The organism is Nocardia sp. NPDC050712, assembly GCF_040654295.1.
Classification (GTDB): Bacteria; Actinomycetota; Actinomycetes; order Mycobacteriales; family Mycobacteriaceae; genus Nocardia.
In genome coordinates this window covers 289417-308345 of the sequence record NZ_JBFAHT010000003.1, presented here as the reverse complement: position 1 = coordinate 308345, position 18929 = coordinate 289417, and the positions used below count along the sequence as shown (strand labels likewise).

Genomic DNA, 18929 nt, shown 5'->3' with positions numbered 1-18929 from the left:
TTTCGGAAACTCTCAGGTTCACCCAGGAGGATGTGGGCCGGGCCCGACCAGGCCGGGAAGCATCCCGCAACTACCATCGGGCCGGCAGCGCAGAACCGGCAAGGCGAGCGAAAGGCGTGGTGAACGCACGGTGAGCAAGAATTCGGGTGGTCGAAAGAAGCCGAATCCACTGGCGAACGTCCAGAAGGCCGATCGGAACCGCAACCTCGCGATTCAGGCCGGTGTGGCCGCCGTCATCATCGGCCTCATCGCGGTTATCGGCGTGGGCATCGCGATGAAGAAGAAGGACAAGGACGACCCCGGGCCGACCCCGACCATCGCCGCCGCCCCGGCCGCGAACGGCATCACCGGTTCGCTCACCGACAACGGCTCGATCCGGATCGCGAAGCCGGAGGCCAAGACCACCGTGCGCATCGTCGCCGACCTGCAGTGCCCGGCCTGCCAGGCCTTCGAGGCCCAGTACAAGGACCTGCTGGAGAAGAGCGTCGCCGACGGCAAGATCGCCGTCGAGTACAACATCATCTCGTTCCTGGACAAGGCCTCGGGCACCGAGTACTCGACCCGCGCGGCCAACGCCTCCTACTGCGTGGCCGAGCAGGACCCGTCCAAGTACCAGGCCTGGCTCGGCGCGATGTTCGCCCAGCAGCCGCCGGAGGGCGCGGGCGGCCTGCCCGACGACAAGATCATCGCGATCGCCGAGCAGGCCGGCTATAGCGACGACGTCGCGAGCTGCATCAACGACCAGAAGTACAGCAAGTACGTCAAGCGGGTGACGCAGGACGCGTTCGATTCGGGCGTGCAGTCCACGCCGACGGTCTACGTCGACGGCAAGCAGGTCGACGCGGCGCAGCTGCCGCAGGCGATCGCGGGAGCGGCAGGGCAGTGATCGACGCGCCACCCCGGTCCGCCTGGCTGGTATTGCTGGGCGGACTGGTGGGCTTCCTGGCCTCGCTGACCCTGACCGTCGAACGGATCAGGCTCTACACCGACGCCGGGTATCAGCCCTCCTGCAGCATCAATCCGATCCTGTCCTGCGGGACGGTGATGGCCAAGCCGCAGGCCGCGGTCTTCTTCGATCTGCCGAACCCACTGTTCGGCGTGATCGGCTTCGCGGTGGTCGGCACGCTCGGCGTGCTGGCCGTCGCGGGCGTGCGGATGCCGCGCTGGATCTGGGGCGGGCTGTGGGTGGGCACCCTGGCCGGCGTCGGCTTCATCTGCTGGCTGATCTTCCAGAGCCTGTACCGGATCAACGCGCTGTGCCCGTACTGCATGGTGGTGTGGGCGATCATCACCCCGCTGCTGGCCGCGCTCACCCAGATCCTCTGGGGTGGGTCGCGCGGCCCGCTGGGCGTGCTCGCCGAATGGCGCTGGACCGTGGTCGCGGTGTACTTCGCGATCGTCCTGCTGCTGGTGTTCTTGCGCTTCCAGGACTACTGGCTGTCGCTGATCTAGCCGGTCGCGACCTCGCGGCGGTGATAGGCGGCCTGCACGACGCGCGCCAGCTCGTCGTTGAACTGTTCGTGGGCTTCGGTGTTGCCGAGATGGCCGGTCGGCAACACCGCCATCCGCACGAAACTGCCGGTCTCGCGCAGCATCCCGGCGATCTGCTCGGCGTGCGCGACGGGGGTCATGTCGTCGAAGGAGCCCGCGATGATCGTGGTGGGCACCACCAGTTTGCGGGCCGATTCGCCCACGTCCATCGCGGCGAGCAGGAAGCCGAACCGGGCGCGCACCAGCGCCGGGCAGGACCGGACGACGTTCATGCTGAAGTCCAGCACGTCGCCGGTGGCGGTGGTGCTCATGATCTGCCGGGCGAACAGCCACTTCACGGGGGCGATCGGCGGGAACACGATCGGCAGCCCGAGGCCGGCGCGGCCCAGCAGGAACGGCAGCGGCACCTTGAGTTTCAGCAGTCGTGCCGGCCGGTTGAACAGCGGCACCACGGTGGTCTGGAAGATCAGGTGCGCGGCGGCGGTATTGGTGAGCAGCACCGAATTCGCCCGCGCGGCGACCTGTTCGGGGTAGCGCCCGGCCCAGGCCTGCATGGTCATGCCGCCGAGGCTGTGGCCGACCAGTACCGCGCGCTCCTCGGCGCCCAGGGTGGCGGCGAGCACGTCGGCGAGGTCGTCGGCGAGCAACTCCATGCTCAGCGCGGTGTGGCCGAATTCACTGGCGCCGTGGCCGCGCTGGTCGTAGGCGATCACGCGGTATTCGCCGGCGAAGGCGTTGATCTGGGCGTTCCAGTATTCGATGGCGCAGGTCCAGCCGTGTACCAGCACGATGGCCGGTGCGTCCTTCGGGCCGTAGGAGTGCACGCGCAGCCGCGCGCCGTCCCGCGTGGTGACCGGGACGACCTCGTGCGGAACGGTGGGCGGATTGAACGCCGCGGTCGCGTAGGTACGGGAACGCAGGTTCGCACGATGGGCGTCGAACAGGGCACTGGATAGGCCCGTCCACGCCGTCGTCAGCAGGGCACGCATCGGACACTCCTTTGTGTTACTCAAAGACACAGTAACGCGAAAGGGTGTTCGCTTGCTAGTGCTAGCAGGGAGAAATTATGACCTGTTACAGGGAGGCTTACCGCCGTAGCGCCCCAGCAAACATCGATTCACCAGCGTGGGCCGCGCTGCACCTCGTCCACTTTCGGGCGCACGTCGGCCAGGTACACGCCCGTGGCGATGATCGCGATGAAGGTGAGCAGCGAGAGCCCGCCCAGCCCACCCGCGAGCAGCGGAATCACCAGCAGGAACAGCGAGACCCCGAGAATCGCCAGCCAGAGTTGTTTGGTTTGTTTGTCCACCGCGGTGAAGGCGTCCGGACGCTGACGGATCGCATGGATCAGCGCGAAGATCGTCGCGCCCAGCGCCACCAGCCAGAGCGCGGCCTCAATCAGGAATCTCACCTGCAAGACAGTCACCTCACCATCCTAGGAGCAACTCCGCCGCATCCCTGCGCAGCGGAACGGCGCACGCGGGGGAGTCGTTCGAACAATTGTCCGCCCAATGCGGCCTGATGCGGGGGTTTCAACGCAAAGCGACCCCGCACCGAAGTGGTGCGGGGTCGCTGTGCGGCAAAGGTTTACACCTTCTTAGGCGCGGCCTTCTTGGCGGCCGGAGCCTTCTTGGGGGCCGGCGCCTTCTTCGGGGCGGGGGCCTTGACCGGCTCGGGCACCGGGACGGTCTCGGTGGTGACCTCGACGACCTCGGCCTCGACGACCGGGACGGTGTCCACGACGACGTCCTCGACCTTGGCCGGACGGCCCAGCAGGCCGTTCACCCGATCCAGGGCGTCCTCGGCGCGCACAGCGGCGTCCTTGTACAGCGCCTCGACCCGCTCGATCTGATCCTCGACCAGGTGGTTGGCGCGCAGCCGCTCGACGGTCTCCTCGCCGCGCACGGCCAGGTCGGCGTAGAGGTCGAGCACCTTGGCGCGGTACTCGTCGGCCAGCTTCTTCAGCTCGTCGGCGGTGAACTTCTCGCGCAGCTCGGCCAGATCCTCCGGCAGTTCGGAGGGCAGGCCGGCCAGGCGCCCGCGCAGGGTCTCGAACTGGGCCTGCACGTCGGCGGGCACGGTGGCGAAACGCTCACGGGCCTCTTCGACCCGGCCCGAGACGTCGGTGCCGACGGCGCGCTCACGCACCTGGGTCACCACATCGGTGACCACGGTGTAGACGGCGTCGCCCGCGCCGACGGCGGCGAGGAACGGCTTGGTGGCGGTGACATTCTTTTCGGTCATATTTCTTCGTTCTCCTGGCGTGGCGGAGTTTCGTTTGTCGTACTCGGAACGGCGCTGTCCCATGCATTTCCCCCCTGCTCGTCCCCACCGTTTTCCCGGCGGAACGATTCATAGATATCCAGCAGGACCTGCTTCTGCCGTTCGCTGATCCACGTATCGGCAAGCAGGGCATCCCGGACCGGACTGTGCGGTCGCTGTTCCAGATAGCCAGCCCGTACGTACAACACCTCCGAGGACACCCGCAGCGCCTTGGCGATCTGCGCGAGTACTTCGGCGGACGGATTTCGCAATCCGCGTTCGATCTGACTCAGATACGGATTACTCACTCCGGCCAGTAAGGCGAGCTGACGCAGTGAGACTTGCGCGGCCTCTCGCTGCGATCTGATGAAACCTCCGATGTCGTGCGCTGCACGCCCCACCTTTTCGCCGACACCTTCGGATTGCTCGTCGGGTCTGTCGGTGTACTCGGCGGGAACCTCGGGCTGGTCTGCCATCACTCACCTTCTGGTGGTTGTACGGGTTCAATTCTAGGGCAGGGTGCTAGCTCTTGCAAGCACCCTGTTAGCACCGTTTCGGCAAATGCCGAGCGGCGGTCGGTTCGCAATGCTCACCACGGTATTCACCGGGCGATTTACTGCTCGTCAGCCGTGAAACAGCAACTGCGAAACCGTGTAGATCGCGAGTCCGGCGAGCGCGCCGACCACCGTGCCGTTGATCCGGATGAATTGCAGATCACGCCCGACCTGCAATTCGATCTTGTTGCTCGCCTCCTCGGCATCCCACTTGGCCACGGTATCGGTGACCAGGGTGGTGATCTCGGCGGCGTAGTTCTGCACCAGATAGCGCACACCGCGGTCGAGCCAGCCGTCGACCTTGCCGCGGACTTCCGCGTCGTCGCGCAGGCGCTCGCCGAGCTGCTGCACGTTCTCGGCCACTTTACGGCGCAGCGTGCTGTTCGGATCGTCGGCCGACTCCAGGATCAGCCGTTTCGCCGCGCGCCAAGTGGCCTCGGCCATGCCCGTGATTTCCTCCCGGCCCATCACCTGCGCCTTGATCCGCTCGGCCTTCTTGATCATCGCGTCGTCGTGTTGCAGGTCGTAGGCGAATTCCTCCAGGAAACGATTCGCCGCCAGCCGCACCTCGTGCTCCGGATCGGAGCGCACCTTCCAGGTGAATTCCACCAGCTCGCGGTAGATCTTCTCGGCCAGCAGGACATTGGCGAATTTCGGCGCCCAGGACGGTGCGTCGCGCATGACGATCCGGTCGATGGTCTCCTGGCTGCCCAGCGCCCACTGGTGCGCGCGTTCGGCCAGCATGTCCAGCAGCGCCAGTTGCCGGTTGTCGGCGAGCAATTCGGCGAGCACCCGCCCGATCGGCGGGCCCCACAGCGGTTCGGCGATCCGTTTGACGATGGTGTTGTCGATGATCTGCTGCACGTCCTCGTCGCGCAGCGTCCCGACGATCGCGCGCAGAATCGTCGAACTCTCCTCCGCGACCCGGGCCGCGTGCCCGGGATCGGCCATCCAGCGCCCGATCCGCAGCGACACCTCCGCCGACTGCACCTTGGCCGAGACCACCTCCGGAGCCAGGAAGTTGGCGCCGACGAAATCGCCGAGGCTCGCGCCGAGCTGGTCTTTCTTCTTCCGGATGATCGCGGTGTGCGGGATCGGCAGGCCGAGCGGATGCCGGAACAGCGCGGTCACCGCGAACCAGTCGGCCAGCGCGCCGACCATGCCGGCCTCGGACGCGGCCCGTAGATAGCCCACCCAGTCACCGCCCTGGCCGCGCGACTCCAGCCAGCGGCAGAACAGGTACACCAGGCTGGCGAAGGCCAGCAGGCCGGTCGCGAACGCTTTCATCCGGAACAGGTCGCGCCGCTTGCCGGCGTCGTCGACGAAGAATCCATTGGGCACGGACGGGGTGGGCGCAAGCGTCGTTGGCGCGTTCTCCATGGTGTCCATTCTGCTGTGTTGTGTGAGGGCGCCCCGCTTCGCGCGCCTGGAATGTGTGGGATGCCCCGCATCCGGGACCCAAACGCGACGCACTCGGGTGGGCGGGACCTAAGCTGGGGACAAAAGCCCTGGTTCTCCGGAACCACCGACCGAGGGAGCGAACGCTGTCCACCGAAGACCTGGTCGACGTCGGCGAGCGTCCGGCAGCGCGCGGCGGTGCAGCATCTACCCGCGGCTCCGCCGCCACACCACCCCCAGCGGACGGCCGCAAGCGCCGGTGGCGTCAGCACAAGATCGACCGGCGCGAAGAGCTGGTCGACGGCACCCTGGCCGCCATCCGCAAGCGCGGCAGCAACGCCGGCATGGACGAGATCGCCGCCGAGATCGGCGTCTCCAAAACAGTGCTCTACCGGTACTTCTCCGACAAGAACGATCTCGTGCACGCGACCATGCAGCGTTTCATCGAGACCACGCTGATGCCGCGGGTGTACGGCGCGATCAACCTCGACGCCGCCGAGTACGACCTGGTGCGTTCGGCGCTGGCCGAATACGTCGGCACCGTCGACGAGGACCCCGAGGTCTACCGGTTCATCATGGGCAACGGCTCGGGGGATCAGTCCTCGCTGGCCGAGTTCGAGAAGCTGTTCGCCGAGGTGGTCTCCACGGTGATCATCGATCGCGGCCGCGCGCACGGCGCCGAGACCGAGGGCGCGCTGCTGTGGTCCTACGTGCTGGTCGGCGGGATCCAGCTGGCCACGCACTGGTGGACCACGGACAAGACGATGTCGCGCGACGAGGTCATCGACTACCTGACCATGATGGCGTGGAGTGCGATCGAGGGCATGATGCGGGCCGGCGGCTCGCCCGCGAAGTTCGCCCAGATGTCACACGAACTGCCGCCGCGCGAGGACTGACCGGGGGCTGACCGGTCGGTCTGTGACGGGCAACTCGTCCGCCTTGCGCGGTTGGTTAGTCTGAGACGGATGCGGTGCGCCAGGGGGCACCGTCTGCGCGGTCGGCACCAACGGAGGTACCTCGATGGCGAAGCAAGTCCCGACATCCCGGCTTGCTCGTGGCACGAAACTGGGTGCCGTCGCTGCCAGTTCGGTATTGCGCTCCCAGCGCACCCGGCTGTCCATGCGCGGGCGCTCCGACGCCGTGCGCGCGAAGATGGCCGAGGAGTCGATGATCCGCACCACCGAGCAGGTGGTCATGGTGCTGGGCACCATGAAGGGCGTCGCGATGAAGCTGGGCCAGATGATGTCGGTGCTCGACCTGGACCTGGTGCCCGAGGCGCATCGCGAGCGCTTCCAGAAGCGGCTGGCGGTGCTGCGCGACTCCGCGCCGAACGTGTCCTTCGAGGGGATGAAGCAGGTCATCGAGGAGGACTTCGGCCGCACCCTGGACGAGGTCTTCAGCGAGTTCAACCCCGAGGCGGTCGCGGCGGCCTCGATCGGCCAGGTCTACCGGGCCCGGCTGCACGACGGCCGTGAGGTCGCGGTGAAGGTGCAGTACCCCGGCATCGATGCCGCGGTCCGCGCGGATCTGAAGAACCTCAACATGTTCCGCAAGGTGCTGCAGTCGGCGCTGCCCTGGGTGACGCCCGCGGTGCTGGACGAGCTGCGCCTGAACATGGAGGGCGAACTCGACTACGAGGCCGAGGCCTCGACCCAGCTGGAGATCGCCGAGCTCTACGCCGGGCACCCGTTCATCGTGGTGCCGCGTTCGATGCCGGAGCTCAGCTCGACCCGCGTGCTGGTCAGCGAATACCTCCCGGGGCGGGGCTTCGAGGAGATCCGGCAGCTGCCCGACGCGGAGCGCGACCGGATCGGCGAGATCATCTACCGCTTCTACGTGGGTTCGCTGTTCACCTTCAACGAGTTCTGCGGCGACCCGCACCCGGGCAACGTGATGCTGGCCGACGACGGCCGGGTCGGATTCCTGGATTTCGGGTTGTTCAACCGGATGGATCCGGACTACGTGAAGTTCGAGGCGATCTGCCTGCGCGCGGCCGCCGAGGACCGCGCGGAAGACCTGCAGCAGTTGATGATCCAGCGCGGTGTGATCGATTCCCCCGAGGAGGTCGGCCCGGAGGAGTGCCTGGAGTACGTGCTGGCCGCCTCGGAATGGTGCCTGGTCGACGAGGAGATCACCATCACCCCCGATCTGGCCAGTGGCGCGTTCCTGCTCGCCGTCGACCCGCGGGCCAGCGAGTTCGCGGGCATGAAGCAGCAGAATCTGCCGCCGGAGCACCTGTTCTCGCGGCGCGCGGATTTCCTCACCTTCGGCATGCTCGGTCAGCTCGACTGCACCGCGAACTGGCATCGGGTGGCCCGCGAATGGCTCTACGACGAACCGGCCGTGACCGAACTCGGAAAAGCGCACGCCCAGTGGTTGGCCGAGCATCCGCCGGTAACCCCGAAGAAGAAGACGCGCGCCAAGCGCCCCCGCCGCTCCTGAACGAAAGAGGCTTTCCCCATGGCAGAGAACCGCGATTTCGATCTGATCCTTTTCGGCGCAACGGGTTTCGTCGGCAAACTCACCGCCGAGTATCTGCGCGACGCGGCGCCGGTGGAGCTGCGCATCGGGCTGGCCGGGCGCTCGCTGGACAAGCTGACCGGCGTGCGCGCGGAACTCGGTGCGGGCGCGGCGAATTGGGGCCTGGTGGTGGCCGATTCCACCGATCAGGACGCGCTCGACGCGATGGCCGCCCGGACCAAGGTCGTCGTCACCACGGTGGGCCCGTACCTGCGCTACGGCATGCCGCTGGTCGCGGCCTGCGCCAAGGCGGGCACGCACTACGCCGACCTGACCGGTGAGCCGCTGTTCATCCGCGACGCCATCGACGCCTACCACGACGAGGCCGTCGCCAGCGGCGCGAAGATCGTGAATTCCTGTGGCTACGACTCGATTCCGTCCGATCTGAGCGTGTTCCAGCTCTATCGCGCGACGGTCGCCGACAACACCGGCGAGCTGACGAACACCACGCTGATCGCGGCGCTGAAGGGCGGTGTCAGCGGCGGCACCATCGACTCCGGGCGGGCCATGATGGAGGCCATCGCCGCGGATTCCAGCAAAGCCTCGGTGATCATGCACCCGTACTCGCTCAGCCCCGACAAGTCGATGGATCCCGACGTGGGCCGCCAGACCGATCAGGCGCTGGAGCGGGCCGCCAATATCGATCCGAGCCTGGACGGCTGGGTGTCGACCTTCGTCATGGCCTCGCACAACACCAAGGTCGTGCGGCGCAGCAACGGCCTGCTCGGCTGGCCCTACGGCAAGAACTTCCGCTACCGCGAGGTGATGAGCGCGGGCAAGTCCGCGGCCGCGCCGCTGGTCGCGGCCGGCATGGCCGGCGGCATCATGGCCGGTATGGCGGTCGGCGCGGTGCTGTCGCGGGCCCAGGTCGGCCGCAAGCTGCTGGACCGGGTGCTGCCCAAGCCGGGCACCGGGCCGAGCGAGCAGGCGCGCAACAGCGGCTGGTTCACCATGAAGACCTACGCGCACACCACCTCCGGCGCCAAGTACGTGGCCACCTTCGCCGGCCAGGGTGATCCCGGCTACAAGGCGACCGCGGTGCTGCTCGGCGAGGCGGGGCTGTGCCTGGCGCTGGACACCGGCAAGCAGCCCGAGCTGGCGGGCATCCTGACCCCGGCCGCGGCCATGGGTGAGGCGCTCACCGAACGGCTGCGCGGCGCGGGCATGACCATCGAGGTCGAGCGCGCCTGAGCGCTTTCCGTGACGGAACTCCCCAACGACGAGGAGCCCCAATGAATCTGGCGCGCCGCAGTATGAATCACCCGGCGCTGGCCGCCGTGTACGAGCGGGCGTGGCGGCCCGCGGCGTTCTTCGCCGCCAGCGGGCGCACGATGGAAACCGATCGGCGCGATGCCGTCCGGCAGTTGCGCCTGGGCGGGTCGAAGAAGGTGCTCGACATCGCCTGTGGGCCGGGAAATTTCACCCGGTTTCTCAGTAATACCTTGTCCGGCAATGGTTTCGCGGTCGGGCTGGACTACTCCGAGGCGATGCTGGCCCGTGCTGTCCTGGACAACACGGGCCCGCGGGTGGGCTACCTGCGCGGTGACGCCGCCCGGTTACCGTTCGCGGACGGCACTTTCGACGCGGTGTGCTGCTTCGGCGCGCTCTACCTGATCCCGGACCCGCTCACCGCCGCCCGGGAGATGGTGCGGGTGCTGGCGCCGGGCGGGCGGATCGCGATCAGCACCAGCCACCGCGACGATTCCGCGTTCGGCCGGTTCAGCCGGGTGGTGGGCGGCTGGTCGGGGTTGCGGGTCTTCCCGAGCGCCACCTTCCCCGAGCTGTTCACCGAACTCGGCCTGGTCGACGTCGAACAGCAGGTGCACCGGCTGCTGCAGTACGTCAGCGCGACCCGGCCGGCCTAGATGGTCGCCGTGTCGATGACGAAGCGGTAGCGCACGTCGCTGGCCACCACCCGGTCGTAGGCGTTGTCGATCTCGTCGGCGGAGATCACCTCGATCTCCGCGCCGATGCCGTGCTCGGCACAGAAGTTCAGCATCTCCTGGGTCTGGGCGATGCCGCCGATCATCGAGCCCGCCAGCGAGCGGCGGTAGCCCGCGATGGTGAACGGCTTGATCGCCAACGGCTTCTCGGGCAGGCCGAGGATGACCAGGGTGCCATCCAGGTTCAGCAGCCGCATGTAGCTGTCGATCGGCAGATCCGCGGACACCGTGTTCAGGATCAGGTCGAAGCGATTGCGCAGTTCTTTGAAGGTCTGCTTGTCGCTGGTCGCGTAGTAGTGGTGCGCGCCGAAGCGCTTGCCGTCCTCCTGCTTGCTCAGCGAATGGCTGAGCACGGTGACCTCCGCGCCCATGGCCGCGGCGATCTTCACGCCGACGTGCCCGAGGCCGCCCATGCCGATGATCGCGACCTTCTTGCCCGGACCCGCGTTCCAGTGCCGCAGCGGCGAGAACAGCGTCACGCCCGCGCACAGCAGCGGGGCCGCCACGTCCAGGCCGATGCCCTCGGGAATCTGCAGCACGAAGTGCTCGGTCACCACGACCTGGGTCGAGTAGCCGCCCATCGTGTAGCCGTCCGGTTGCACCGCGGCGTCGACCTCGGTGTTGTAGGTCATGGTGCTGCCGTTGGCGCAGTACTGCTCCTCGTCGGCCAGACAGGGGCCGCACTTGCCGCAGGAGTTCACCATGCAGCCGACGCCGACGCGGTCGCCGACCTTGTGCTTGGAGACCGCGCTGCCGACGGCGGCGACCAGGCCGGCGATCTCGTGGCCCGGCACGCACGGGTATTTGGTGCCGCCCCACTCGTCGCGGGCGGTGTGGATGTCGGAATGGCAGATGCCCGCGAACTTGACGTCGATGAGCACGTCGTTCGGTCCGAGCTCCCGTCGTTCGATGGTGACCTTCTCGAAGGCGCCGTCCGGCGCGGGGATGGCATAGGCTGCGGCGCTCGTCATGGATACATGCCTACCGCCGCATGCCTCGGTTTGCCAAGCATCCCCGGTGAGGATTGCCATTCGGTGGTGGCGTTTGTTCCGCCACAATGGAGACCGGGTGTGTCCTAGCGGAGGCGGAGGCGATGGACGATCAGTGGCGCTATCTGAGCGAAGACGTCCGGCCGCCGCGTTCCGACGGCCCGGGCGGCGGCGGTGGCCGGGTGCTTGCCGTGCTGGTGGTGGCCATCCTCGCGGCGACCATGTTCATCGGTTTCCGGGCCGAACTACCGCAGTGGGCGCCGTTCGCCAATTCCGAGATCGTCGAGGCCCCCTACTCGATGCCGCCGGCCCCGACCCTGGACGCGCCCGCCGTCAACGCCACCGTGCGGCCCGCCCTGGTCCACATCAGCACCTCCAGCCGGCCGTTCGGGCTGGGCGCCGCGGGCTCGGGCATCGTGCTCACCGCGGACGGCCAGGTGCTGACCAGTCATCACGTGGTCAAGGGCGCGGACACGGTGACCGTCACCGATGTCGGCAACGGTGAGGTCTACCAGGCCACGGTGCTGGGCTACGACTCCGGCGCGGATATCGCGCTCTTGGCGCTGACCGGCGCCACCGGGCTACCCGTGGCCACCCTCGGCAACTCCGGCGAGGTCCGGATCCGCGACGAGGTGCTCGCGATCGGCAACGCGGGCGGGGTCGGCGGCACCCCGACCGCGATCGCCGGCACGGTCACCAACCTGGACTCCACCATCGTCGCCCTGAACGCGGCCGACCTGTCCCGCAAATCCCTGTCCGGCATGTTCGAGATCGCCGCCCCGGTCTCCTCCGGCCAGTCCGGTGGCGCCCTGGCCGACCGCAACGGCAGCGTCATCGGCGTCATCACCGCGGCCTCGGGCGATCCGGACCAGAAGTCCGCCACCGACGCCAACGGCTACGCGGTGCCGATCGACCGGGCCATGCGCGTGGTCCGGCAGATCCGCTCGGGCACGCCCACCGAGACCGTGCACATCGGCCCGACCGCGACGCTCGGCGTGATCGCCTCCAACGCCCAGCCCACCGGCGCGGGCGCCAAGGTGGAGGCGGCCGTCTTCGGGTCGCCGGCGCATTCCGCGGGCCTGCTCGAGGGCGAGGTGATCACCGCGCTCAACGACCGCGCCGTGACCACCATCCAATCCCTGCACGCCGCCCTGAACATGCACCGGCCCGACGAAACCGTGACGCTGGTGGTCACCGGCCCGCACGGGAACCGCACCCTCAGCGTGGTGCTGACGGTCGGCCCACCGAATTGAGCGGCGTCAGCTGAAGACGACGGTGCGGCGGCCGTGCACGAGCACCCGACCCTCCAGGTGCCAGCGCAGGCCGCGGGCGAGCACCACGCGCTCGATATCGCGGCCCTGGCGGACCATGTCGCGGACGTCGTCGGCGTGGTCGATGCGGGAGACGTCCTGCTCGATGATCGGGCCCGCGTCCAGTTCCGCCGTGACGTAGTGGCAGGTGGCGCCGATCAGCTTCACGCCGCGCGCGAAGGCCTGGTGGTACGGGCGGGCGCCGACGAAGGAGGGCAGGAAGCTGTGGTGGATGTTGATCGCCCGGCCGGCCCAGTGCTCGCACAGTTCGGCGGGCAGGACCTGCATGAAGCGGGCCAGGACGACGGCGTGCGGGTCGTGCGCGTCGACGATCTTGCGGACCGTCTCGAAGGCGGGGCCGCGGTCGGCGGGGTCCTTGGGGAAGTCGACGTGGTGGAACTCGATGCCGTGCGCCTCGGTGATGGCGGCCAGGTCGGGGTGATTGCCGATGACGGCCTCGATGGTCGCGGGTAGCTCGCCGCTGGTGGCCCGGCCCAGCAGGTCGTGCAGGCAGTGACCGTCCTTGCTGACCAGCAGGACGATGCGGCGCTTCGCCCCCGAATCCAGCAGGTCCCACTCGGTGTCCGGGCCGAGCTCGGCGGCCACGCCCGCGAAGCGGTCGCGCAGTTCGGCGAGGTCGAACGGCACCGTCGCGGCCTTGATGGCCTGGCGGGTGAAGAACCAGCCGCTGTCGGTGTCGGAGTGGTAGCCGGCCTCCACGATCGAGCCGCCGAACTCGGCGATGAACGAGGTGATCCTGGCGATGATGCCCGGTCGGTCCGGGCAGCCCAGGGTCAGTACGTAGCGACGGTCCTCGGCGGGGTCGGCGGAGCTCATCCCACCATTCTCCCAGGTGAGCCGGACCGGAGATCAGCAGGGACCGCCCGGTACGGCTACAGCTTGTAAAACGGTTCCGCGTACCGGAATTCGCCGCTGATCTGCGGTTCGTAGGCGGTGAGCGCGCGCACCTGGAAATGTGCGGTCCAGCCGGGCTCGTCCGGCGTGATGCCGAGCCGGGCGGCCGGAACGAACCCGAATTGCGGGTAGTACTCGGGGCTTCCGAGCAGGCCGACGAGCGGTTCGTCCAGGGCGTCGGCGGCGCCGAGGGCGGCGTGCATGAGGGCGGCGCCCGCGCCGGCGCCCTGCCGCTCGACGCGGACGCCGATCGGGCCGAGCGCCAGCACCGGGTACGGCCCGACGGTGGCGCGGGTGAGGCAGACATGTCCGATGATGGTGTCGTGCTCGACGACGACCAGGGACAGCGTCGGTATCCAGCCGGAGTCGGTGCGCAGCCGGGTGACCAATTCCACCTCCGGCGGTTCGGCCCGCGCGTTGCCCGCGCGGCCGCCGGCCTCCGGATCGTCCTGGAACGCCACGGTGTCACCGTTGGCGTATTGCGGTCCGAATGCGCTGCGGTGCACTGCGGCAATCTGAATGACATCGTCGGCGCGCTCGCGACGGATCAGCACGTGTCCTCCGAAACAGTTGGATAAACCGCACCCGCATTGACAGGCGGTGGGCACCCGGCTGCCCGTGCTCCGCCGACCCTACGAGTGTGCGGTAAGCCACCGCTGGCCCGCAATGGAATTCGCGACTATGTAAAACTCTGACCTCATGGCCGATTCCTCAGCGCTGACCCGGGCCGACGTGGCCGCCATGATCGATCACACCCTGCTCGCGCCGGAGGCGACGGCCGACGATGTCGCCGCGCTGGTGGCGGAGGCGCGGGAGCTCGGGGTGTACGCGATCTGCGTGTCGCCGTCGATGCTGCCGGTGCGCGCGCCCGGGATCGTGATCGCCACGGTCGCGGGTTTCCCGTCGGGCAAACATCATTCGCTGATCAAGGGCGCGGAGGCCCGGCTCGCCGTCGATCAGGGCGCGGCCGAGGTGGACATGGTGATCGATGTCGGCGCGGCGCTGGCCGGTGACTTCAACGCGGTGATGGCCGACATCATCACGGTGCGCGAGGCCACCGCCGACCGCGCGGTGCTGAAGGTGATCCTGGAATCGGCCGCGCTACCGGACGCGGCGATCGTGGGCGCCTGCCGGGCCGCCGAGCAGGCCGGCGCCGATTTCGTGAAGACCTCCACCGGGTTCCATCCCGCCGGTGGCGCCAGCGTGCACGCGGTGCGGCTGATGGCCGACACCGTCGGCGGCCGGCTCGGGATCAAGGCCAGCGGCGGCATCCGCACCGCCGAGGCCGCGGCCGAATTGATCGCCGCGGGCGCCACCCGCCTCGGGCTCTCCAAATCCCGGGCGGTGCTGGCGGGTTTCCCCGCCTAATCGCGCACCCAGTCGGCCAGCACGGCGGCGAGCGCCGCGGCGCCGGTGCGGCAGTCTTCCGGGCGGGCGTATTCGGCGGGGGAGTGCGAGACGCCGGTGGGATTGCGGACGAACAGCATCGCGGTGGGAACCACCGCGGACAGGATGCCGGCGTCGTGCCCCGCGGCGGTGGGCAGCACCGGGATCTCGCCGAGGTGGCCGAGGGCGCGGTTGATCCGGTCACGCGGGGCGGCGGGGAATTCCACTATGGGCGTGATGGATTCGGCGTCGACCCGCAGCTCGACGCGGTCATCCGCGGCGTGCCGGTGGGCTGCCGCGGTGATCTGCTCGACCAGCCGGGTGAGTGTGGGTTCATCCGCGGCGCGGGCGTCGAGCCAGGCCAGGATCTCGGACGGGATCGCGTTGGCGCCGTTGGGCAGGACCCGGAGTTTGCCGAAAGTGGCGACGGCCGCGTGTAATTCGGCGGCCTGGCGCGCGGTGTGCACCGTGGCGGCGTAGGCGAGCATCGGGTCGCGCCGATCGACCAGGCGGGTGGCGCCGGCGTGATTGGCTTCGCCGGTGAAGGTGAACAGCCAGCGCCCGTGCGGCCAGATGGCGGCGGCGACGGCGAGCGGCTGATCCACGAGATCGAGGGCGCGCCCCTGTTCGACGTGCAATTCGACGTAGACGCCGACCCGCTCGGCCAGTGTCGGATCGGCGCCCAGGTGGCGCGGGTCGCGACCGGCCCGGGTCAGCGCCTCGGCCAGGCTGATGCCGTCGGCGTCTCGCAGTGTCAGTGCCCGTTCGGGTTTCAGCACGCCGGTGCTGAGTTGTGAACCGACACAGGCCACTCCGAAGCGAGCGCCTTCCTCGTCGGCGAACGCGACGACGGCCACCGGCCGCCGCGGCTCGACGCCCTGGGCGCGGACCAGATCGATCGCGGCGAAGGCGGACACTATGCCCAGTGGTCCGTCGTAGGCGCCGCCGTCGGGCACCGAATCCAGATGCGATCCGGTGACGAACGCGTCTACCGGATCACCCTGCCATCCCGCGGGCAGCCACCACGCCCACAGATTGCCGTTGCGGTCCTCCTCGACCGCCATCCCGCGCTGCTCGGCACACCCGGCGAACCATTCGCGCAGCGTCAGATCCGCGTCGCTCCAGGCGAATCGGCGATAGCCACCGGTGGACGGCTCGCGGCCGACGTCCAGGATCGAATCCCACAGTGCGTCGAAGGTCATGCTCCGGTCCTTTTGCTCGTGCGTGCTCACAGTTGCCCGGGAATCCAATTCGTTCCGGCCAGCGGCACCTGCGCCATGGCCGACGCTTCCACCGTCAGCGCGACCAGGTCTTCCGGCTCCAGATTGCGCAGGTGGGATTTGCCGCAGGCGCGGGCCAGGGTCTGGGCTTCCATGGTCAGGACGCGCAGATAGTTGGCCAGGCGGCGGCCGGCGGCCACCGGATCGAGGTTGCGGGCGAGCTCGGGGTCCTGGGTGGTGATGCCCGCGGGGTCGCGGCCCGCCTGGAAGTCGTCGTAGAACCCGGCGGCGGAACCGAGCGCGGCGTACTGCTCGGCGTAGTGCGGGCTGTTGTCGCCCAGGGCGATCAGGGCCGCGGTGCCGATCGCCACCGCGTCCGCGCCGAGCGCCATGGCCTTGGCGACATCGGCGCCGCTGCGGATGCCGCCGGAGACGATCAGCTGCACCTTGCGATGCACGCCCAGTTCCTGCAGGGCCCGCACGGCCTGCGGTATCGCGGCGAGTGTCGGGATGCCGACGTGTTCGATGAAGACATCCTGGGTCGCGGCGGTGCCGCCCTGCATGCCGTCGACCACCACCACGTCGGCGCCGGCCTGCACGGCGAGCTTCACGTCGTAATAGGTGCGGGTCGCGCCGACCTTGATGTAGATCGGGGTGGCCCAGTCGGTGATCTCGCGCAGTTCGATGATCTTGATGGCCAGGTCGTCCGGGCCGGTCCAGTCGGGGTGCCGGCACGCCGAGCGCTGATCGACGCCCAGGGGCAGCGTGCGCATGCCGGCGACCCGCTCGGTGATCTTCTGCCCGAGCAGCATGCCGCCGCCGCCGGGTTTGGCGCCTTGGCCGAGCACGATCTCGATGGCGTCGGCCTTGCGCAGGTCATCGGGGTTCATGCCGTAGCGCGACGGAAGATACTGGTACACGAGATGTTTGGACTGGCCGCGCTCCTCGGGAGTCATGCCGCCGTCGCCGGTGGTCGTCGAGGTGCCCACCGCGCTGGCGCCGCGCCCGAGCGCCTCCTTGGCCGGCCCGGACAGCGCGCCGAAGCTCATGCCCGCGATGGTGATCGGGATGTCCAGGTGCAGTGGGTTCTTCGCGTGCCGATCGCCGAGTACGACGTCGGTCTCGCAGCGTTCGCGATAGCCCTCCAGGGGATAGCGCGACACCGAGGCGCCGAGGAACAGCAGATCGTCGAAGTGCGGCAGCGGGCGTTTCGCGCCCCAGCCGCGGATGTCGTAGATGCCGGTCGCCGCGGCCCGCTGGATCTCGGCGATGACGCCGCGCGGGAAGGTCGCCGATTCGCGGAGCGCGGGATTCGGGGAGTTCACCAGGGCCTCCTAGTAGGCGCCGACATTGTCGACATGGAAGTTGTAGAGGGTGCGCGCCGAGCCGTAGCGCGTGAATTCGGCGGGGTCGGCGTCGAATCCGGCCGCGTCGAGCAGCTCACGGAGTTCGGCCAGATGCTCGGCGCGCATTTCCTTGGCGACGCAGTCCGCGCCGAGCGATGCCACGCTGCCGCGCACATAGATTCGCGCCTCGTACAGCGAATCACCGAGGGCCGCACCGGCGTCGCCGCAGACCACCAGCCGCCCGGCCTGCCCCATGAACGCGCTCATATGCCCGATGTCCCCGCCGACGACGATATCGACGCCCTTCATCGAGATCCCGCACCGCGCGGCCGCGTTGCCCTCGATGACCAGCAGCCCGCCGTGCGCGGTGGCGCCGGCCGACTGCGACGCGTCGCCGGTGACGCGCACCGTCCCCGACATCATGTTCTCCGCGACGCCGACACCCGCGTTGCCGCGCACGGTGACCCGGGCCCGCTGGTTCATCCCCGCGCAGTAATAGCCGACGTGTCCGTCGATGGTGACCTCGATCGGACTGTCGATCCCGCAGGCCAGGGCATGTGCCCCGCGGGGATTGGTCAGGGCCAGCCGGGCCGGCGCGCCGGGGGAGTGCAATAGCTGATTGACGGCCCGCACGCCTTCGAGCGCGACGTCGGCCTGCCGGGTCGCCACCTCGGTCACTGTCGATCCCATACGTAGACCTCTTCCGGTTCCGGTTCGAATATGCGGGCGGATCGCACGCCGGGCAGCCCGGCCAGCGCGCGGTACTCCGAGGCCATCGCTACCCAGTCCGGGGTCTCGGCGATGACGGCGGGTTTGCAGGCGATCGGATCACGCACCACCGCGAAGGAGTCCCGGTTCGCGACGAGCAGGGTGTAGAAGCCGTCGAAGCGTTCGCCCAGCAGCCGCAGTGCTTTCGCCAGGTCGGCGCCCTGTGTGAGGTGCTGCGCCACGAAGCGCGCACCCACTTCGGTGTCGTTGGCACTGTCGAAAACCACACCGGCGCGCGTCAATTCGCGCTTGATGCTCTCGTGGTTGGCGAACGAGCCGTTGTGCACCAGGCATTGATCGGGCCCCACCGAGAATGGGTGTGAACCGGCGGCGGTGACCGCCGACTCGGTCGCCATCCGAGTGTGTGCCACGCCCTGCCAGCCGGCGGCGGCCGGCAGGCCGAAGCGATGGGCGAGTTCGGTCGGGTTGCCCACGCCTTTGACCACGGCCACATCGGCGCCGAAGCCGATGATCTTGGCGGCGGGCACGATGCGCCGCAGCGCGTCGACCATGACCTCGGCGTCACTGGGGGCATGCAGCAGCGTGGTCGGCGTCAGATCGATACCCGCGGCGGCGACCCCGAGTTCGTCGCCGAGCAGTGCCGCGAGGTCGGCCGCCGGGAGGCCGGCGTCCAGCAGCGACACCGTCGACGCATCCGGCGGCGACCACACCGGGTCGCCGTAGACGGCGAACCCGGCGGAATCCGGTCCGCGATCACACAATTGGTCGAGCATGCCGGTCAGCAAGCCGCCGAGTCGCGGGTGCAGCGCGGGATCGCGCAGGTGCAGCCCGACTATTCCGCACATGTGAAACTCCTTGTCTGTCCT

The 18929-nt window shown here is 68.8% G+C and carries 20 protein-coding genes; 8 read left to right on the top strand and 12 right to left on the bottom strand.

Annotation, left to right across the window (positions count from 1 at the left end):
* Nucleotides 1-130: 130 nt before the first annotated feature.
* Both AB0H76_RS21855 and AB0H76_RS21850 read left to right on the top strand, forming a co-directional pair.
* The gene (locus tag AB0H76_RS21855) at nucleotides 131-886 is read left to right on the top strand and encodes a thioredoxin domain-containing protein (RefSeq protein ID WP_357326863.1); all 756 of its coding nucleotides are present in this window, start codon (nucleotides 131-133) and stop codon (nucleotides 884-886) included.
* Nucleotides 883-1452, top strand: coding sequence for a vitamin K epoxide reductase family protein (locus tag AB0H76_RS21850; protein WP_357326860.1), 570 nt, complete (start codon nucleotides 883-885; stop codon nucleotides 1450-1452). Before AB0H76_RS21855 ends, AB0H76_RS21850 begins: the two co-directional genes overlap by 4 nt.
* On the opposite strand, the gene AB0H76_RS21845 is transcribed toward AB0H76_RS21850, so the two are convergent.
* The 5 genes from AB0H76_RS21845 to AB0H76_RS21825 form a co-directional block, all read right to left on the bottom strand.
* Nucleotides 1449-2480: an alpha/beta hydrolase gene (locus AB0H76_RS21845; RefSeq protein WP_357326857.1), complete on the bottom strand. Its 1032-nt coding sequence runs from the start codon at nucleotides 2478-2480 to the stop codon at nucleotides 1449-1451. The genes AB0H76_RS21850 and AB0H76_RS21845 overlap by 4 nt on opposite strands.
* A 128-nt stretch (nucleotides 2481-2608) precedes the next feature.
* Nucleotides 2609-2908, bottom strand: coding sequence for a DUF2516 family protein (locus tag AB0H76_RS21840; RefSeq protein WP_357329802.1), 300 nt, complete (start codon nucleotides 2906-2908; stop codon nucleotides 2609-2611).
* Between the two features lie 170 nt (nucleotides 2909-3078).
* Nucleotides 3079-3735 (bottom strand): heparin-binding hemagglutinin, encoded by a 657-nt coding sequence (locus AB0H76_RS21835; protein WP_357326854.1) that lies wholly within the window; start codon nucleotides 3733-3735, stop codon nucleotides 3079-3081.
* Entirely contained in the window at nucleotides 3732-4229 is a 498-nt protein-coding gene (locus AB0H76_RS21830; protein WP_357326851.1) for a helix-turn-helix transcriptional regulator, read from the bottom strand. The genes AB0H76_RS21835 and AB0H76_RS21830 overlap by 4 nt, the downstream gene beginning before the upstream one ends.
* A 147-nt stretch (nucleotides 4230-4376) precedes the next feature.
* On the bottom strand, nucleotides 4377-5687 hold the full coding sequence (locus AB0H76_RS21825; protein ID WP_357326849.1) for a DUF445 family protein: 1311 nt from the start codon (nucleotides 5685-5687) through the stop codon (nucleotides 4377-4379).
* Nucleotides 5688-5980: 293 nt separating this feature from the next.
* On the opposite strand from AB0H76_RS21825, the gene AB0H76_RS21820 reads away from it, so the two are divergent.
* The 4 genes from AB0H76_RS21820 to AB0H76_RS21805 all read left to right on the top strand — a co-directional run bounded on the left by AB0H76_RS21820 (nucleotide 5981) and on the right by AB0H76_RS21805 (nucleotide 10090).
* Nucleotides 5981-6601: a TetR/AcrR family transcriptional regulator gene (locus AB0H76_RS21820; protein ID WP_357329800.1), complete on the top strand. Its 621-nt coding sequence runs from the start codon at nucleotides 5981-5983 to the stop codon at nucleotides 6599-6601.
* 124 nt (nucleotides 6602-6725) lie between these two features.
* Nucleotides 6726-8147 (top strand): AarF/ABC1/UbiB kinase family protein, encoded by a 1422-nt coding sequence (locus AB0H76_RS21815; RefSeq protein WP_357326847.1) that lies wholly within the window; start codon nucleotides 6726-6728, stop codon nucleotides 8145-8147.
* 18 nt (nucleotides 8148-8165) lie between these two features.
* Nucleotides 8166-9416, top strand: a complete 1251-nt coding sequence (locus AB0H76_RS21810) for a saccharopine dehydrogenase NADP-binding domain-containing protein (RefSeq protein ID WP_357326846.1) — start codon at nucleotides 8166-8168, stop codon at nucleotides 9414-9416.
* Nucleotides 9417-9457: 41 nt separating this feature from the next.
* Nucleotides 9458-10090: a class I SAM-dependent methyltransferase gene (locus AB0H76_RS21805; protein WP_357326844.1), complete on the top strand. Its 633-nt coding sequence runs from the start codon at nucleotides 9458-9460 to the stop codon at nucleotides 10088-10090.
* Here the strand turns inward: AB0H76_RS21805 and AB0H76_RS21800 are convergent.
* Nucleotides 10087-11139 carry an NAD(P)-dependent alcohol dehydrogenase gene (locus tag AB0H76_RS21800; RefSeq protein ID WP_357326841.1) on the bottom strand — a complete coding sequence of 351 codons (1053 nt, stop codon included), beginning with the start codon at nucleotides 11137-11139 and terminating at the stop codon, nucleotides 10087-10089. The two genes, AB0H76_RS21805 and AB0H76_RS21800, sit on opposite strands and share 4 nt — an antisense overlap.
* Nucleotides 11140-11261: 122 nt before the next feature.
* Here AB0H76_RS21800 and AB0H76_RS21795 point away from each other — a divergent pair, with 122 nt between their 5' ends.
* Nucleotides 11262-12410: a trypsin-like peptidase domain-containing protein gene (locus AB0H76_RS21795; protein ID WP_357326839.1), complete on the top strand. Its 1149-nt coding sequence runs from the start codon at nucleotides 11262-11264 to the stop codon at nucleotides 12408-12410.
* Between the two features lie 6 nt (nucleotides 12411-12416).
* Here AB0H76_RS21795 and purU read toward each other — a convergent pair whose 3' ends face one another.
* Both purU and AB0H76_RS21785 read right to left on the bottom strand, forming a co-directional pair.
* On the bottom strand, nucleotides 12417-13304 hold the full coding sequence (purU, locus tag AB0H76_RS21790) for a formyltetrahydrofolate deformylase (protein WP_357326836.1): 888 nt from the start codon (nucleotides 13302-13304) through the stop codon (nucleotides 12417-12419).
* A gap of 56 nt (nucleotides 13305-13360) precedes the next feature.
* The gene (locus AB0H76_RS21785) at nucleotides 13361-13936 is read right to left on the bottom strand and encodes an N-acetyltransferase (protein ID WP_357326833.1); all 576 of its coding nucleotides are present in this window, start codon (nucleotides 13934-13936) and stop codon (nucleotides 13361-13363) included.
* 145 nt (nucleotides 13937-14081) lie between these two features.
* Here AB0H76_RS21785 and deoC point away from each other — a divergent pair, with 145 nt between their 5' ends.
* Entirely contained in the window at nucleotides 14082-14750 is a 669-nt protein-coding gene (deoC, locus tag AB0H76_RS21780; RefSeq protein WP_357326831.1) for a deoxyribose-phosphate aldolase, read from the top strand.
* Here the strand turns inward: deoC and AB0H76_RS21775 are convergent.
* From AB0H76_RS21775 to AB0H76_RS21760, 4 genes are read right to left on the bottom strand one after another with little or no spacing between them, the layout of a single operon-like run.
* On the bottom strand, nucleotides 14747-15970 hold the full coding sequence (locus AB0H76_RS21775; protein ID WP_357326829.1) for an allantoate amidohydrolase: 1224 nt from the start codon (nucleotides 15968-15970) through the stop codon (nucleotides 14747-14749). The two genes, deoC and AB0H76_RS21775, sit on opposite strands and share 4 nt — an antisense overlap.
* Before the next feature lie 26 nt (nucleotides 15971-15996).
* Nucleotides 15997-17313 carry an FMN-binding glutamate synthase family protein gene (locus AB0H76_RS21770; protein WP_357326827.1) on the bottom strand — a complete coding sequence of 439 codons (1317 nt, stop codon included), beginning with the start codon at nucleotides 17311-17313 and terminating at the stop codon, nucleotides 15997-15999.
* A gap of 9 nt (nucleotides 17314-17322) precedes the next feature.
* Nucleotides 17323-18012 carry a protein glxC gene (locus tag AB0H76_RS21765; protein ID WP_357329799.1) on the bottom strand — a complete coding sequence of 230 codons (690 nt, stop codon included), beginning with the start codon at nucleotides 18010-18012 and terminating at the stop codon, nucleotides 17323-17325.
* Nucleotides 18009-18908, bottom strand: coding sequence for a glutamine amidotransferase (locus AB0H76_RS21760; protein WP_357326825.1), 900 nt, complete (start codon nucleotides 18906-18908; stop codon nucleotides 18009-18011). The genes AB0H76_RS21765 and AB0H76_RS21760 overlap by 4 nt, the downstream gene beginning before the upstream one ends.
* Nucleotides 18909-18929 lie beyond the last annotated feature (21 nt).